This is a genomic window from Lysobacter sp. Root667 (genome assembly GCF_001427715.1).
Lineage (GTDB): Bacteria > Pseudomonadota > Gammaproteobacteria > Xanthomonadales > Xanthomonadaceae > Lysobacter.
Window position 1 is genome coordinate 337,957 of the sequence record NZ_LMHF01000001.1, and the last position, 15,866, is coordinate 353,822.

General features: G+C 66.8%; 15 protein-coding genes. 4 read left to right on the top strand and 11 right to left on the bottom strand.

Annotation, left to right across the window (positions count from 1 at the left end):
• The first annotated feature begins 123 nt into the window (after positions 1 to 123).
• On the top strand, positions 124 to 1,566 hold the full coding sequence (locus ASD78_RS01450) for a hypothetical protein (protein WP_056097843.1): 1,443 nt from the start codon (positions 124 to 126) through the stop codon (positions 1,564 to 1,566).
• 105 nt (positions 1,567 to 1,671) lie between these two features.
• Here the strand turns inward: ASD78_RS01450 and ASD78_RS01455 are convergent, their stop codons facing one another.
• Positions 1,672 to 2,130, bottom strand: a complete 459-nt coding sequence (locus ASD78_RS01455; RefSeq protein ID WP_055907956.1) for an Lrp/AsnC family transcriptional regulator — start codon at positions 2,128 to 2,130, stop codon at positions 1,672 to 1,674.
• 160 nt (positions 2,131 to 2,290) lie between these two features.
• Here ASD78_RS01455 and ald point away from each other — a divergent pair, with 160 nt between their 5' ends.
• Complete coding sequence (gene ald / locus ASD78_RS01460) at positions 2,291 to 3,409, top strand: alanine dehydrogenase (RefSeq protein WP_055907959.1); 1,119 nt, start codon at positions 2,291 to 2,293, stop codon at positions 3,407 to 3,409.
• Between the two features lie 222 nt (positions 3,410 to 3,631).
• Positions 3,632 to 4,144 (top strand): lipocalin-like domain-containing protein, encoded by a 513-nt coding sequence (locus ASD78_RS01465; protein WP_056097845.1) that lies wholly within the window; start codon positions 3,632 to 3,634, stop codon positions 4,142 to 4,144.
• A 64-nt stretch (positions 4,145 to 4,208) separates the two neighbouring features.
• Here the strand turns inward: ASD78_RS01465 and ASD78_RS01470 are convergent, their stop codons facing one another.
• Positions 4,209 to 4,487: a hypothetical protein gene (locus ASD78_RS01470; RefSeq protein WP_056097848.1), complete on the bottom strand. Its 279-nt coding sequence runs from the start codon at positions 4,485 to 4,487 to the stop codon at positions 4,209 to 4,211.
• A 99-nt stretch (positions 4,488 to 4,586) separates the two neighbouring features.
• Positions 4,587 to 5,582 carry a trypsin-like serine protease gene (locus ASD78_RS01475; RefSeq protein WP_056097850.1) on the bottom strand — a complete coding sequence of 332 codons (996 nt, stop codon included), beginning with the start codon at positions 5,580 to 5,582 and terminating at the stop codon, positions 4,587 to 4,589.
• 662 nt (positions 5,583 to 6,244) lie between these two features.
• Between ASD78_RS01475 and ASD78_RS21655 the strand changes: the two genes are divergently transcribed.
• Positions 6,245 to 6,373 (top strand): hypothetical protein, encoded by a 129-nt coding sequence (locus ASD78_RS21655; RefSeq protein WP_255355373.1) that lies wholly within the window; start codon positions 6,245 to 6,247, stop codon positions 6,371 to 6,373.
• Positions 6,374 to 6,517: 144 nt separating this feature from the next.
• On the opposite strand, the gene ASD78_RS01480 is transcribed toward ASD78_RS21655, so the two are convergent.
• The 8 genes from ASD78_RS01480 to ASD78_RS01515 form a co-directional block, all read right to left on the bottom strand.
• Entirely contained in the window at positions 6,518 to 7,540 is a 1,023-nt protein-coding gene (locus ASD78_RS01480; RefSeq protein WP_056097852.1) for a polysaccharide biosynthesis/export family protein, read from the bottom strand.
• 308 nt (positions 7,541 to 7,848) lie between these two features.
• Positions 7,849 to 8,604, bottom strand: a complete 756-nt coding sequence (locus ASD78_RS01485) for a YdcF family protein (protein ID WP_055907976.1) — start codon at positions 8,602 to 8,604, stop codon at positions 7,849 to 7,851.
• Between the two features lie 6 nt (positions 8,605 to 8,610).
• On the bottom strand, positions 8,611 to 9,672 hold the full coding sequence (locus ASD78_RS01490) for an EpsG family protein (protein WP_056097853.1): 1,062 nt from the start codon (positions 9,670 to 9,672) through the stop codon (positions 8,611 to 8,613).
• Entirely contained in the window at positions 9,669 to 10,541 is an 873-nt protein-coding gene (locus ASD78_RS01495; protein ID WP_162250108.1) for a glycosyltransferase family 2 protein, read from the bottom strand. Before ASD78_RS01495 ends, ASD78_RS01490 begins: the two co-directional genes overlap by 4 nt.
• Complete coding sequence (locus ASD78_RS01500) at positions 10,511 to 11,668, bottom strand: polysaccharide pyruvyl transferase family protein (RefSeq protein ID WP_056097857.1); 1,158 nt, start codon at positions 11,666 to 11,668, stop codon at positions 10,511 to 10,513. The genes ASD78_RS01495 and ASD78_RS01500 overlap by 31 nt, the downstream gene beginning before the upstream one ends.
• Complete coding sequence (locus tag ASD78_RS01505) at positions 11,665 to 12,960, bottom strand: polysaccharide biosynthesis C-terminal domain-containing protein (protein ID WP_056097859.1); 1,296 nt, start codon at positions 12,958 to 12,960, stop codon at positions 11,665 to 11,667. The genes ASD78_RS01500 and ASD78_RS01505 overlap by 4 nt, the downstream gene beginning before the upstream one ends.
• A gap of 5 nt (positions 12,961 to 12,965) precedes the next feature.
• Positions 12,966 to 14,126: a glycosyltransferase family 4 protein gene (locus tag ASD78_RS01510; protein ID WP_055907989.1), complete on the bottom strand. Its 1,161-nt coding sequence runs from the start codon at positions 14,124 to 14,126 to the stop codon at positions 12,966 to 12,968.
• Between the two features lie 273 nt (positions 14,127 to 14,399).
• Positions 14,400 to 15,539 (bottom strand): right-handed parallel beta-helix repeat-containing protein, encoded by a 1,140-nt coding sequence (locus ASD78_RS01515; protein WP_162250109.1) that lies wholly within the window; start codon positions 15,537 to 15,539, stop codon positions 14,400 to 14,402.
• Positions 15,540 to 15,866: the final 327 nt, after the last annotated feature.

The window sequence follows — 15,866 nt, forward strand, 5'->3', positions numbered from 1 at the left end:
TCGCCGCGTGTCGCGGAAAGCGGGCAAGTCGTCAAGGTTGCGGGCCCCTGCAGGACTATGCTGCCCTCGCACCAAGAGCAGCACAGACCGCAGCTCCCCATCACCCAGCTCAAGGATGAAGCCATGAACGACATTCAGAACGGCCGGACCACGCAGCAAGGCATGGCGGCCGATAAAGCGGCCTATCTGGCCGAAGCTACTTCACTGTTCAAAGAGATCCTCCCGCTGTGGGACTCGGCCGGCAATGTCTGGCGGACCGCCTGCGCGTTCGACAGCCTGCTCGATTACTTCGTCGTCAGCGGTACCGACAGCGCGCCTTATGCCGCCGCCGCGTTGAATGCGCTGGATCCGACCAAGAAAGGCAATTGGTGGGACGACTTCGGCTGGATCGGCATCGCGGCCTTGCGTGCGGCCGAGTTGGGCTTCGCGGCCAATCACCGCTACGACTTCCTCAAGATCGCGATCAATTCCTGGTGCTACATGTACGGCGCGGGTTGGTCGACGAAGTCGGGTCCGCATGGGGCCTACCCCTATCTCGACCCGCCCGGTTGGGCGAGCTTCGCCAGCACCCATGGCAACAACACCGGCGCGCCCAATTGCTGGGCCTACATCGCCCAGACCTGGCCGGGCGTGTCGCCGGACATGCAGGCCAAGTTGCGTCCGCGTTATTCGCCCGGCGGCATTTGGAACTCGCCTTTCACCGCCACCGAGCACCCCATTCCGGTGCCCGAGTACAACAGCGGCGGCGGTGACGTCCTCAATCCGATCCAGAACACCGTCACCAATGCCGTCTACGCGTTGCTGAGCCTGCGTTTGTCCCAGGCCGCGAAGAATCCGGATTTCGCGCCGTACTTCAACAACGTGAACTTCAATCTCGCGGCCTGCAACCAGGCCTGGGAGAATCAGATCGCCTGGTGGCAGCTGTGGATGCTGAAAACGCCGGACCCGCTGCAATCGTTGCTGTTGACGGGGCAGCAGGGCTCGCAGGGCGGGTCATTGGTGCGTGAGCGGGTGTCCAGCTTCGCGGCGGTGAACAACGAGATCTATTGGGACTCCTCGTACAACAAAGGGATGACCTGGAGCGGCGACCAGGGCCTGCTGATCGGGGCGCTGCGCGAGGCGAATGCGATCTATAAAGCCTCGCCGCCGCCGGTGTGCGGTCTGTACCCGGATCTCATCAAGGGCGCGTTCGCCAACTATTTCCGGCCGCGCGCCTACGGCTCGGTCAGCGGCAATTTCCCGCTGCCATGGTTGGAGGTGGGCGCCACGGACCCGTACAACGCGACACCGCCGGGCAGCGACTACGGCGATTACCAGACCGGCGTGGGCGCCTACATGCGCTATCTGCTGCAGGCCTATCGGGCCGAGCCGGCGCTGCTGGCCGCGTACAAGCCGGCGATCATCGCCACCGCCAACGCGCTGGTGAATCCGAACTTCGGCGCGGCATCGCCCCCTGGGGCCTGCGATGCGTTCACTCCGCAGAACAACGGCAACGGCAACGCCGACCTGATGTCGGCCTACGTCAATCGCCTGGCGGTACTGACGCTGGCGATCGCGATCAGCTGAGTATCCGCAATGCGGTCGCCGGTGCCTGGAGGCGCCGGCGACTTGTGGTTTCGATCGACGGCTGGCTGAGCGGCGCCGGCGATGCGTCGATGATTGCAGCCGGCCTCACACCGGCAGCGCGGTCGTCTTCTTGACGGTGCGCAGCGCCAGCGTCGATTGCACCCGCACCACGCCGGGCAGCTGGGTCAGGATCTCGGTATGGATGCGCTCGAAGTCGGCGGAGTCCGCATAGGCCACGCGCACCATGTAGTCGGCCGTGCCGGCGAGCAGGCAGCACTCGGTGACTTCGGGGTGTTGCTGGATCGCCGCCTCGAACGCGTCCAGCGACGCGCGCCCTTGCTGGTCCAGCGACACCAGCACGAACGCGGTGCCGGGCAGGCCCACCACTTTCTCGTCCAGCAGCATCACGTAGCGCGCGATCAGGCCGCGCTCCTCCAGCAACTTGACGCGCCGCAGGCAGGCCGAGGGCGACAGGTTGATCTGCTGGGCGACGTCGGCGTTGGTCAGGCGCCCGTCCTCCTGGAGCAGGCGCAGGATGGCGCGATCGCGGGCGTCCAGTTTCATTCGCATATTATTCGACGGATACTCGAAATATCGGTAAATAGTGCGGCATTGGCTTCGCCGAAGCAACGAAATTAGCGAATAAGTGCATGTTTGCTCGTCCATACTGCCTCCCCACAAGGCGCCGGAAGAGCCGGGGCCAGATCACGGGCGAGTACAGACCATGCGCATAGGTGTGCCGAAGGAAATCAAGAACCACGAGTACCGCGTAGGTCTCGTTCCCTCGTCCGTGCAAGAGCTGGTGCACCACGGCCATCAGGTGATGGTGCAGCAGGGTGCCGGTCTGGGCGCCGGTCTGGCCGATGCCGACTACGTCGCCGCCGGCGCCGTCATCGTGGACGGTGCCGACCAGATCTTCGCCGACGCCGAAATGATCGTGAAGGTGAAGGAGCCGCTGGCGGAAGAGCGCGCCAAGCTGCGTCCGGGCCAGATCCTCTTCACCTACCTGCACTTGGCCCCCGATGCGGCGCAGACCCACGACTTGATCAAGTCGGGCGCGATCTGCATCGCGTACGAGACGGTGACCGCGGCGAACGGTTCGCTGCCGCTGCTGACCCCGATGTCGGAAGTCGCCGGCCGCCTGGCTCCCCAGGTGGGCGCGCATTCGCTGGAGAAGGCGCAGGGCGGCCGCGGCGTGCTGCTGGGCGGCGTGCCCGGCGTGCCGGCCGCCGAAGTCGTCATCCTCGGCGGCGGCGTGTCCGGCACCCACGCGGCGACGATCGCCGTCGGCATGGGCGCCAAGGTCACTGTGGTGGATCGTTCGGCCGATGCGCTCAAGCGCCTGGCCACCCAGTTCGGCACCGCCATCTCGACCGTGTTCTCCACCCGCTCGGCCATCGAAGAACTCGTGCGCCGCGCCGACCTGCTGATCGGCACCGTGCTGGTGCCGGGCGCCGCCGCTCCCAAGCTGGTCACGCACGACATGGTCCGCACCATGAAGCCCGGCTCGGTCATCGTCGACGTGGCCATCGACCAGGGCGGCTGCGTCGAGACTTCGCGCGCCACCACCCACGCGGCGCCGACCTATGTCGTCGACGGCGTCGTGCACTACTGCGTGGCCAACATGCCCGGCGCGGTCGCCCGCACCTCCACCTTCGCGCTCAACAGCGTGACCTTGCCGTTCACCCTGGCGCTCGCGAACCACGGCTGGAAGGAAGCGCTTGCGCGCGACGTCCATCTGCGCAATGGCCTCAACGTGTCCGAAGGCCACGTGACCTGCGAGCCGGTGGCCGAAGCGCACGGCTTGCCTTATGTGACCGCGGAAACCGCCATTGGCGTGTAAACGGCGACGGAAGCTGAAGTTGTGAGTAGGGGCGGCGCGATTGCGCCGCCCTTTTTTTTGCGATCCGGCGTCGGACCCCACGGCCTGGAGCAAAGGACGCTTGGCCCTAGCCTGCGGGCCAGGCGCCGCCGATTCGTTTCAGCCCTTCGCTCACAGCGTTCCAGGAGCGCGCAGAACGACGCTGATATCGTGTAGGGCCGCAAGCCACGACGTGGTGCCCGCATGAATATCGCACGAGCTTTCCCCGTCGCCTGCGCCGTTCTTTCCGCGCTGCTGGCCCTGTCGGTCAGCTTGCCGTCGCGCGCAGCCGACGGCGCCGCGCCGCTGGTCGGTACCTGGCGGGTCGAGCGCGTCACCGACACCGATTCGAAAACCGGCAAGGTCGTCCATCCCTACGGCGAGCACCCCAAGGGCTACATCGTCTACGCCCCCACGGGGCATCTGAGCGTGCAGCTCATGCGCACGCCCGCGACGCCACCGTTCGCGTCCGGCGACGATGCCAAGGGCACCGACGCGGAGGTGCGTGCCGCGTACGACGGCTTCGTCGCCTATTTCGGGACGTACGAGGTCGACGCCAAGAAGGGTGTCGTCGTGCATCGGGTGGAGGGCAGCTTGATGCCCAGCTACACCGGCACCGATCAGCCGCGGCCGTTTCGTGTCGAAGGGGATGTGCTCACTATCGAAGGGGATAGCGAGGGCGTGCATTTCCTGCGGCGGTTGAGGCGGGTGCGTTAAAGCGGTTCACGACGTGCGCCTGGCCCTTTCCGCTTATCTGAATTAGCGGCACAGCGCCCTTTAGCTATCGCAGCCCGCCGGACCGAGGCATCCGGTTTAGCTCATCGATCACTTTCCTGGGCGCCCGCAATCGGATCTGCACGGGAAAGGACTCCTGCACGACGACGTCCTTCACCACGCCGCTCTTCTCCAACTCCATGACCTTGGCCAATACCGGGTCGGGGGTCTCCGCACTGCCGACGATCAGCGCAGTTTCCAGAGGCGCTCGATCCACGGTCGCCTGTTTGCCGTTGACGCTGCAGGCTGCCAGCAGCATCAGTGCCACGATGAAGAGTGTTCTCATGCTTCCGGCCTCGCGGGTTGGGCTGGGCAACGAAAGCGTGGCACGCCGTCTTGCGGCGCGCCACGCCGGCGTCAGTTCGATTCAACGCCCGTCGATGGATCAAGGATAGGTCGTGATCCAGTTCTGCAACTGGTTGTAGACGGTGCTGGTGATCCGCGTTCCGCAGTTCTGGGTGGATGAGCCTGTGGTGTGGATGCCGCGGACATTGACGCCGCTCTCGCTGGCGATGCCGCTGCCGCTGTTACCGCCGAAGGTGTCGATGGTGTAGCACAGCCGGTAGGAACCGCTGGTGGAGACCGTTCCGGAATGCGTCCACATCGTGCCGAAGGGCTTGTCGCCCGGATAGCCGCTGATGGTGTGGGTGCCGCCGGAGTAGACGCCCCAGCCGGAGTTGCCGCCGTGCGGGGCCGAGCTGAGCACGATCAGGGCGTAGTCGTAGTTGGAGTCCGCACTGTTGTGCCATGCCGTCGTGGTGACGGCGCGGGCCCAGCTGGTGGTGCCCCAGGGCTGGTAGCTGCCGTTCTGGGCGGTGGTGAAGTTCAAAGCGGAGTACCAGGTGCCGGCGCCGTTGGACACGCAGTGCCCGGCGGTGAGTACGTGCTTGGGCGTGATCAGCGTGCCGGTGCAGCCGATCGCGATGCGGCCGATATGCCAATACGGCGAAGCGACGGTGTTCGTCACCTGCACGCGATTGTCGGGGCCGATGACGACGGTGGGGCCGATCATGGCGCTACCGTAGCGGAGCGGGGGCTTCGGGGCAGTGCTTTGCGAGGTGGGGGTGCGGCCGATCATCTCCAGGTCCTTGATGGCCTGCTCGAAGATGGCGACGTCTTCCGGATGCATCTTGGACTCGTACTGATCGCCGTTGGGGGTGACCGTGATGGTGCTCAGTCCGGCGGCCTTCTGTCGCGGGCTCTGCAGACGGGCGTCGGTGGCGATGCCCATTTCCGGCAACGCGTGCGTCACCAGATTGTCGCCATGGATGAACCTGGCTTTCGCGTTCAACTTCTGGAATGAAGGTTCCTTGGCTTGCGCCGTCTCCATTGCCGGGATCGAAATCAACAGCACCAAACTCAGCGCGGCTAGCGTTTTCATAACAAGCTCCGTTGTTGGTGGGGTAGTCCTTTAGCGGGCTGTCGAGAAAGCGCCTCCTGCGTTTTCTCGACCTGGAGCAATCCGACAGGGGCCGGACTGGCTCCGACGAAACGGGCAGGGGTCGTCCGTTTCGCCGGCGCGGCCGTCCCTGGCCGCGCTGGCGGCGCGTCTCACGACGCTCCGCTGGTTCGCATGTTCGGATCCGAATGCCATGCGCATGCATGCGCATGCCGTTAGCGGCACGCTCGATGCTGCGGCCCGTTAATGCCGATCCTGAATTTCAGCCGCGTTCGCGGCAATCAGTGATGTGCAGGCATGGCGCGCCACGGAGGCGGCCTGAATTCGTAAAGAGCAAGCTCAACCGAAAGACCGTTGGCCGCAGAGAATATCGGGCACGCGTTTGCGTTGATGCGCATAGCGACCTCCATGTCTGCAGGGGAAAGCCGATTTAGGGCCCGTCCGCCTGCCTTGCCCTGTAGCGAGAGAAACTCCGTTTCTGGCGCGAATTTGTACGCGCAAAAGGATGCTTCCGTCGTGATGCCACTCACAAATGCTCAAACATGAAGCGCGGTGGCTCGCTTGGCATCGTGTATGCGGCGCTAACGATGAATCGCCGCGCTGATCGGCGCGAATGCTTTTAATTTGTTTGAAGGTTCGCTGTCATGATCTTCATGTTGGAAGGCCAGAATCGCAGCGAGGAGACGTACTCGGCCGCGATCCGCTGCAACTTCTCCGGATTGCGCTGCACCTACACCTGCACGATCCACTCGCCGTCGGTGTCGCAGGACTGAGCGGATTCGAGTTCGTCGCCGAACTAGCACAATAGGCTCATGCGGCCGTTGATCGAGACGAGTTCCAGGCGCAACTCGTACTTGCGCCGCAGCCGACCACGCGCGGACCGGCCGCGTCGGCCGGCCCGCTGCATAAACGCCCGATCAGTTGCCGCGATCGAAGTTGTACTGCGCCGAGGCCGCGTTGCTGATGATGCCGGACAGCGGCAACAGCTGCGACAGGAAGCGGTTCCAACGGGTGACGCCCGCCGGGCCGACCCAGACCACGTCGCCCGGACGCAGCGAGAAGCGATCGCCCAGCGCGAACGCGGCCGGCGATTTGGCGTCGAGGTGGTAAACCGTGGCCGGCGTGTTCTGCATGGCCTCGATGCCGCGGATCACGTACACCGCCTCGCCCTTGGAGGTCACGGGATTGAGGCCGCCGCTGCGGCCCAGGGCCTGGGTCAGGCTCATGTCGGTGGTCTTGAAGGTCAGCGCCTGCGGGCGCAGTACCTCGCCGACCACGTAGACTTCCTTGCGATCGTTGAACGGCAGGAACAGGTGATCGCCGGGACGCAGCACGATATCGGGCGCCACCGAGCCGTCGCGATTGAGGGCGTCGAGATCGAGCGCATAGCTGCGGCCGTCGCGGGTCAAGGTGAAGCCCGCCAGATCGGCGGTTTCGACATTGATGCGCGCGCGGCCGATCGCCTGCGACAGCGTCAGCGGCACCGTGGTCAGCTCCTGCGGCGCGGTGTCGACGAAGGCGCCCTGCAGCGAGACGCGGCTGCCGAAGCCGACCACGTTGACGTCCAGCTGCGGGTTGCGCAGGTACTTGGCCAGATTCGAACTCAGCGTATCGCGCAAGGCCTGGACGGTCATGCCGGCGACGTTGATCTTGCCGGCGTAGGGATAGAAGAACGTACCGTCGGGCTGCACCAGGCGGCCGTTGGTCACGGCCTGCTGCTGGCTGCCGGCGGGCGCGGTGAGCTCAGGGTGCTCCCATACCGTCACCAGCAGGGTATCGCCGGGATGGATCGTGTAATCCTCCTTGCGCACGTTCAGTAATTCCGGCGGCAATTTGGCCGCGGGACGCGCGTTCGCCGTCACCAGCTCCTGGGTGATCGGCACCATCCTGACGTCGCTGCCGGCGACGGCTTCGGCTTCGTGCGCCGAACTCCTCGACATCTGTTGGCCGGGCACGCAGCCCACGGATACGATCGAAAGCGCGATCGCCGAACAAGCGCAAAGGATGGTCTTCAAGGTCTGGTCCTCATGTTCACGGCAGTGGCCGGCATCGTGGATGCCGGGTGCGCGTCCATGCCAACGTGCCGACTTTGATGGCGCTCAGCGTTCCCGCTGCGCACGTCAGTGAAAAAGATCCTAAGTGGGAATTCGCCTAAGGGATGTGACGGTCGCTGCCTGCGGCGAGAGCGGGTTCATCGTGAACGCGCGCGCGGCGCGTGCGACAGCCCGATTCATATCCGTGTAGACATTCAGGTCCATAAGCGTACCGACAACAAGGCGGCGTACTCCTTGAATGCGCGGCCGCTGCGCCACAGCGCGCTGCGCGAAGGCAGCCAGCGCTCGCGCCAGGTCGATCGCCGCGCGAGTTCGGGTACCGGTACCGCGATCGCGTCTATGCCTTGCTTGCGGAACTGCGCGATCGCACGCGGCATATGCAGCGAGGAAGTGACCAGGAGCACGCGGCGCATGTGGAAGCGTTCGACCAGTTCGGCGGTGTAGTAGGCGTTGTCGCGGGTATTGCGGCTGCGCTCTTCCAGTAGCAGCGCCGACGACGGCACGCCCAGCCTGGCGATCGCGCCGGCCATCATGCGCGCTTCGCTGTCGCCGCCCTCGCCGCCGCCGGACAGTACGATGCGCGGCGCCCGCCCGGCATGCCAAGCGCGGGCGCCAGCGGCCAGGCGGCTGCTTTGCAGCGTCTCCGGCCGTACATCGGGCCGGTCCAGCCAGGCATAACGGCTGCCGCCACCGAGCACGACGACGGCGTCCGCCTGCGGCAAGGCCGCCGTGTCCAGCACTGGGTAGCGCTTCTCCAACTGGTGGCGCAGCCAATCCGAGGCGCTCGGCACCGACCACAGCGCGGACCAGCCCAGCGCCGCGCACAGGGTCAGCAGGCCGGCCTTGCGGTAGCGGATCATCAGCAGCGCCGCCAGCACCGTCAGGCCCAGGCTCAAGGTGGGCGGATAGGTCAGCGCGACGGCCAATCTTTGCAGCGATGCCAGCATCATCGGCCCTCAGATCACGATCTCGTGGGTCACGTAGTAATAGAACACCGCGCAGGATGCGATCAGTCCGAACCGGAGCAGCAGCGGGTGGCGCAGCAGGGGCAGGCGGCTGTGGAACAGCATCGCGGCCAGGATCAGGGACAGCGACAACCATGCCGGCAGCAGGTAGCGGTTGGAGAAATAGCCCCAGCCGATGGCGAAGAACGGCAGCATCATGACCAGGTAGATGCCGGTGCTGTCCTTGATCTTCTTGCGCACGTCCGCGCGCACCAGCGGCGAAAGCAAATGCGGCACCAGGTACCAGAATATCGAGAACACGGCGAAATCGATGCGCACGCCGGAGCGGTAGTAGCTGTTGGCGGTATAGGACATCACCAGCTCGTACAGCGCCGGCACCGTGGCCCTCACCAGCATCAGCGAGGCCCCGCTGACGTAGAGCGCGAACGCGGCCACGGCGACCAGGCGCTGGGTCCGCGTGCTCAGCAACAGCAGCGGCGCGAACAACAGATACAGCAGCGAGGAAAGGTGCAGGCTGCTGGCGGCGGCGCCGTAGAGCAGGAAGTGCAGCCACTTGCGGTCGTGGAACGACAGCAGGGCGGTGAACACCAGCAGCGCGGCCAGGCCCTGGCGCACCGCGTTGATGGTGGCGTTGACGAACATGGGCGAGACGAACAGCAGCATGACCGCGACGCCGAGGAAGGTCAGGTAGCCGCGGCGATCGCCCAGATAAGCGAAGTAGCGATGGCTGGATATCACCACCGTGACCAGCATCAGGGCGAACAGCGCGGCCTGGTAGCCGGTGATGCCCACATCGAGCTTCCACAGCAGGTAGCTGAGGTAGACGAAGCCCGGTTCCAGGCGCGTTTCCATGCTGCCCTGGCCCAGCGCCTCGAAGAATCCGGCATAGGTGTGGGTATCGGTGCCGATATCGGGCGCGCGCGTGCCGACCAGCCAGCAACCGAATGCCGCCACCATCGCCAGCAGCAGCACGCTCAGCACCGTTCTGGCGGCGACGTCGGTCGTGCGTTGCGGGCGCTCGCTGGCGACCAGGAGGTCCGGCATGGCGTTCATGTCCGCAGCTCGGGTTGGTTCGCGCGCCGCCACGCCAGCCGCAAGCGCTGGCGGCCGCGGCGCAGGTAGCCCAGCGCACGCGCGAAGCAGTGTTCGGGCAGGCTCACCAGGCCCTGGCGCAGCAGTTCGCGCCGGACCTCGCGGCCGGCCGCGTGCATGGCGCGCAGGTCCTCGCTGAGGCCGCCGGCGCCGAAGGTCGGTTTGTGCCAGAACGCCAGGGTGCGGTCGAGCTTGACGCAGCGGTAGCCGGAGAACGCGATCTGGGCCCAGAGCAAGAAGTCCTCGACGCGACGGAAACGTTCGTCGAAACGGAACGGCAAGTCGCGGCGCAAGATCACCGACGCGGTCGGGAACGGGTTGTTGAGCAGCAGACGGCGCCGGCCGATAACGGTCGCGCGCGCGCGCTCCACGGGCGGCGGCGCGGGCGCGTGGCGGTCGTGGACCTGCATGCGATGCGCGATCAGGGCGATGCCCGGATCCTGGCGCAATACCCGCATCTGCAGCTCGATCTTGTTGCGCGCCCAGGTGTCGTCCGAATCCAGGAACGCGACGTAGTCCTGGCTGGCGTGCGCCCAGCCGGCATTGCGGGCGCGCGACGGCCCTCCGTTCTCGGGCAGGGCGAGCACCTGCAGCCAGCCTTCGGGATAGCGCGCCGCCAAAGCATGCAGCCGCTCCAGCGTGCCGTCGCCGCTGCAATCGTCGACCAGGACGACTTCGGCCACCGCCAGGCTTTGCGCGGCGACCGAGGCCACGGCCTCGGCGATGGTGTCCGCGCAGCGGTAGCAGGGAACGATCACGCTGATCGGCGCGATCTCGCGCGGGACTGGGCGGTTCACGTTCATGGTGTCGAGGGCGCAGTCGTCGACCATGGTGCGCATTGGAATATACGCAGCGCTTGCTGCGCGTATAAGTTCGGTGAAACGACGGGCTCGATACCGGTTTCGTTCAGCATCGTCGACAGCGCACGCGCGCATGCGGCGTAGTCATGTTCGTCCGCGGTAAGGCGCAGCGCCGACGGCAGGCCGATGTCGTCGGCGAAATCGCGGCACTTGGGGTGGTAGTCCACGATCGTGAACGGGACGCCGCACAGATAGGCGACGATCGCCCCATGCAGGCGCGCGCTGATGAAGGCGTCGCAGTCGGCGATCGCGTCGACCATGGCGAGCGGATCGCCGCCTGCGTACAGCTGCGCGGTGGCGACCACGCCGCGGTCGTGCAATTGCGACTGCATGCGCAGGGCCAGTTCCGCATCGCCATGGCGCGGATGTCCGTTGAGGCTGAACACCTTCACCGCCAGCGCGCGTTCGCTCGCGCACTGCGCGAGCGCCTCGATCGCCGCGTCCTGCCAGGCCTGCGGCGCGGGCGCGGGGTGGTCGGGGCGGACGTGGAAATGGCAGGGCGCGACGCCGATCACCGGTGCGCTGCGATCGCCGCGGCGCGCCGCGACCGGCACCAGATGCGCCAGCAAGCCGGCCAGATCGCGGCCGTCATGGACGATGCGCTCCAGGCCCATCTCCAGCGCCAGCGCATGCGAGCGGCGGTCGCGCACCGCCAGGTAGGCGAAGCTGCGCACGTACTCGGCGGCGGTGGCCTGTTCGGCGCGGTTCGCGAACGGTCCGATCGAGACGCCGACCGCCGCGAGCGGCGCGCGCCCGCGCCGTTGCGCCGCCAGCATCAGCGGCTTGCGGAACGACTCGCGCGCGTTGATCACCGAGCCGCCGCCCATGACCAACAGATCGCAGGCGCGCAGCCCGTTGGCGAATCCCAGCAGGCGGCTGAGCTTGCCGGCGGGGCCGCCGGCGCCGTACAGCGCCGACGGCAGCGGCCGCGGCCAGGTGCTGCGTGCGTGCGCGCCGAGCAGGGGCGGGCCGATCAGGACCGGCTCGGCGCTCCAGAACCGGCGCGTCGCGGCCGCACACAGCAGGCCGAACAGGTCGTCGCCGAAGTTGCGCATGCCGTAGTAGCCGCTCAGAGCGACGCTCAGTGGCCGGCTCATGCGATCACCGCCTTGGCCATCACGCGGCGCGCGCCCAACCACATCGAAAGCAGGAGCAGGCTTTCCGCGATCACCGTGGCCCAGGCGGCGCCGAGTTCGCCGTAATGCGGTACGGCCGCGGCGTTCAAGGCCACCGCGGCCGCGGTGGCGGCCAGCATGGCGAGCACGCGATAACGCATGTGCTGTGCGGTGAGCAATACCGACCCGACCGAGGTGGACAGGAAGCGGATCGGGGTGCAGAGCGCCAGGACCATCAGCACCGCGGCGACCCCGGCGTAGGCGGAACCGAACAAGGCGGGCACCAGCCAGGGCGCCAGCGCCGCCAGCGCCAGGCCGATCGCGGCGCCGGCCGCGGCCATGCAGCGGTTGCCCAGGCGATAGACGCGCCAGAACTTCGGCTGGTCGTGCGCGGCCCAGCGGTGCAGGCGCGAGAGCAGGAACTTCTGATAGATCGTGGCCGGCAACAGATAGACCGCGGTCATGATCGCCAGCGCTACGCCGTAGTGCCCGGCCTGGGCGTCGCTGCCCAGGTACTTCAGCAAGACCGTGCTGATCTGGAAGAAGATCGGATACAGCACCGCCGCCAGACCGTAGGCCCAGGCCTGGGCGCTGAGTTGGGCGACGCTGGGAATGTCCAGCGCGGACGCGGCCTCGGGGCGGGGCCCGTGACCCTTGAGGTCGATCCGGCCCCGCCACATCGCCCACAACTGCGGCGCCGCCAACATGGCCACCAGCGCCGCGACCAGGCCATAGCCCAGCGCCACAGCCGTGGCCGACACCGAGACCGCGGCGAACGCCAGCATCGCCACCAGCAGGCGCCCGCCCGGCATCAGCAGTTGCCAGGCTGCGAGCGCGCCGTGGCGTTCTTCCAGGCGCAGCTTGCTGCCGACCAGGTCGACGGCCAGCAGCCCCACCACCACCGGCAGCAGCGCCCACAGGGCAGTGCGCGTGGCGGCATCAATACCCGGGGCAAACCAGGCCCAGGCGGCGAGCAGCAACCAGGCCAGCATCGTGCTCAGCAGCGAGAAGCGCAGCGCCGGCCGCAGCCAGCGCTCGGCGGACCAGCCTTCGCTGCCGTAGGCCTTGAGCCGGAACTGCGACAGGCCGAAGCCGGCCAGCGGCGCCAGCATGCTGACCGTCGCCAGCGAAGAGGCGAACAGGCCGTAGTCGCTAGGACCCAGGCGGCGCGCCAGCAAGGTCTGGGACAGGAAGATCATGCCGGCCGCGGCCAGCGTGGCCAGCCACAGCACGGTGATCGCGGCCGCGGCGGAGCGCCAGGAGTGCGGCAGCATGCGACTCACCGCGGCTCGGCCACGGCCTCCTGGGGGACGCGCCCCAGGAGTTCGTCGTATACCTCGAAGGTCTTGCTGATCACGCTGCGTTCGTCGAAGTCGCGGACCGCGCGCGTGCGCGCGTTCTCGCCCAATCGCCGCAGCAGCGCGCGATCGTCGTCCAGCCGCGCCAGCAGCGCGGCCAGCGAGGCGGCGTCGCGCGGCCGCACCCGCAGGCCGTCCTGGCCGTGCTCGCTGACGATCTCGCGGCAGCCGGGCATGTCGGTGGTGATCAGGGCCAGGCCGCAGGCCGCGCCCTCGAGCAGGCAGCGCGGCACGCCTTCGCGGTAGTAGCTGGGCAGGGTCATCACGTCGACGGAGTTGAGCAGCGCCGGCATGTCCTCGACGTGGCCCAGCCAGCGCAGCACGCCTTCGCGGTGCCAGGCCTCCACTTCCTCCTGCGCCACCGAGCTGGGGTTGCCGGCATCCGGCGTGCCGGCCAGCAGGAATTCGATGTTGCGTCCGCTTTCGCGCAGCAGTCGCGCGGCGGCGACGAATTCGTGCACGCCCTTCTCGCGCACCAGGCGCGCCGCCAGCAGCACCCGCAAGGGCCTGGGGACATCGTCGCGCGCCGGCTGGAAACGTTCGGTGTCCACGCCGGAGCCCAGGATCAGGCGAATGCGGTCCTCCGGCACCAGGCCGGCTTCGGCCATGGTTTGCGCGTCGTCGGGATTCTGCAGGATCACCCGCGAATGGCCCCTGCCCAATACGCCGCGCATCAATCCGCCGACCACCGGACGCAGCAGGCGCGCCTTGACGCGGTCGCTGGCGTAGACGAAGCCCATGCCGGCCACCGCGTGCACAATCGCCGGCACCCGCGCCGCGCGCGCGGCGATGCCGCCGTAGATGGCGCATTTGACGGTGAAGTTATGCAGCAGGTCGGGCTGTTCGGCACGCAGCAGGGCGAACAGGCGCTGCAGGGTCCACAGTTCGCGCAGGGGATTCAGGCTGACCCGGTCCATCGGCAAGGTCAGCCAGCGCAGCCCGTGCTGCCGGAAGCGCTCGCCGAACTCGCCCGGCGGCGAGAGCATCACCACCTCGGCGCCGCGCTGCTGGAGCTGCAGCGCCATCGGAAGACGAAAGTTGTAGAGGTACCAGTCCGTGTTGGCAAAGAAAACGATACGCATAGAAAATCGCGGTCGTGCATCGCGCAGGAACGAAGAGGCGATGCGGGCGACCGAATCGGATCAACGGAGGTGGTTCGATTGTAGCCACACCCGCTGGCGCGGATTTTTACGACATGCTCACGTTTCCGGGCCGCACGTGAACGAGTGCGAGACGGCGCGCAACGATGGACGGCGATCGCGCCGTTTGTCGCATCGTTGGATGAATTGCGAACGTCGATACGCATTCATGGCGCGCAGCGCCGGCATTGTCGCCGGCTCTGCGCGCACGCGCGTTCATTTGGCGTACGAGTTTGTCGTCACGCGCAGGTCGATGCAGTCGGTGGTGGCCTGGATGTGGGCGCCGTTGCCGTTGTTGCCGCCGACCAGGCCGGTCATGGACACCAGCGGCAGGTCGGTGGTGTTTACCCCGTGCAAGCGGGTGTGATTGTTGCGGAATACATTGCCGCTGACCTGGTAGGACGTGGTCGCCGAGCGCAGCATGATGCCCATCAGATAGTTGTGCGCGATCCGGTTGAGCGCGATGTAGCCGCTGACGGGGGCGATGGTCAGGATCCCGTAACCGCCGTTGTACTCGATCGTGCAGCGCTTGATGGTGATGCCCTTGACGCGCTTGTAGACCTGGATGCCGTTGCCCTGGTTGCCCGTGATCAAGCAGTTCTCGATGTGCACCGTGGTGGTGGTGCCCAGATCGTTGACGTCGGGCTCGATATCGATGCCGCAACCCGGCGCGATGCCGACGTTGTCGCTGAACTCCGAATCGTAGACCTTGACCTCGCTGGATCGGCCGATCGACAGGCCCTGGCGGCGGTTGCCGGTGGACACCACATTGGCGATCACCACGCTCTGCGAGATTACCGTGGGCAGGCCGGTGACGATCGCGCCGCCGACCGAGATGCCGTCGCCCCAGCAGCGGGAAATGCGGATGTCGCGGATCGTGACGCGCGAAGACCCGCGCACCATGATGCCGTGGCCCCATTCACCGGTGGTGCCCAGGTGGTTGTCGCGGTCGCCGACGATCTGGCCGCCGGAAATCTCCACGTCGCTGACCTTGTAGGCCATGAGGACGTAGGCGCGGTCGGCGCTGTTGCGCTTGGCCAGCAGCTTGGCGCCGTCGGCCAGCTGCAGGTGCATCTTGCTGCGTAGGCGCAGGTTGCGGGTCGGGTCGATGATGTAGTTACCGGCCGGAACGTAGACGGTGCCGCCGTCGGCGGGCAGCGCGTCGATCACGGCCTGGAACGCGGTGGTGTCGTCGTGGTCGCCGTCGCCGTACACGCCGTGGTCGAGCACGTTGAGGACCGCGGCGCCGCGCGCGCGCGTCGGCGGCGTGTAGGTGGCGTCGGACGTGCTGCCGATCGCGGCCAAGGCGCGCGGAAGGTAGGAGAAGGAGAGGATGCCGGGTACGGCGAGGAGCAAGGACTTGCGGAGAAAATCGCGGCGCGGCGTCGCTACGCCGCCGGAATGGGCTTCGTTCACTATGGTTCCCGGGATGACCCCTGTTCAGAGAGTTGCGTTGCGATGCGCTGGTGCGTCATCACGTCACGATCATGTTCGTGACCGGCGCAATCTAGCGCAGGGTGCCTGAACCGGAATCGTGAATTTCGCTATCTGTGCGCGCGCGCAAACATTGAGAGGAAAATCGTTCAGGATGCCGCGCATTCAAGTTGATGACTATGGATAGGGACGGCGGAGCATACGGACGTTTGCGCGAAATCCGTTTGCGCGGAGCCCGTTTGCGCGAAG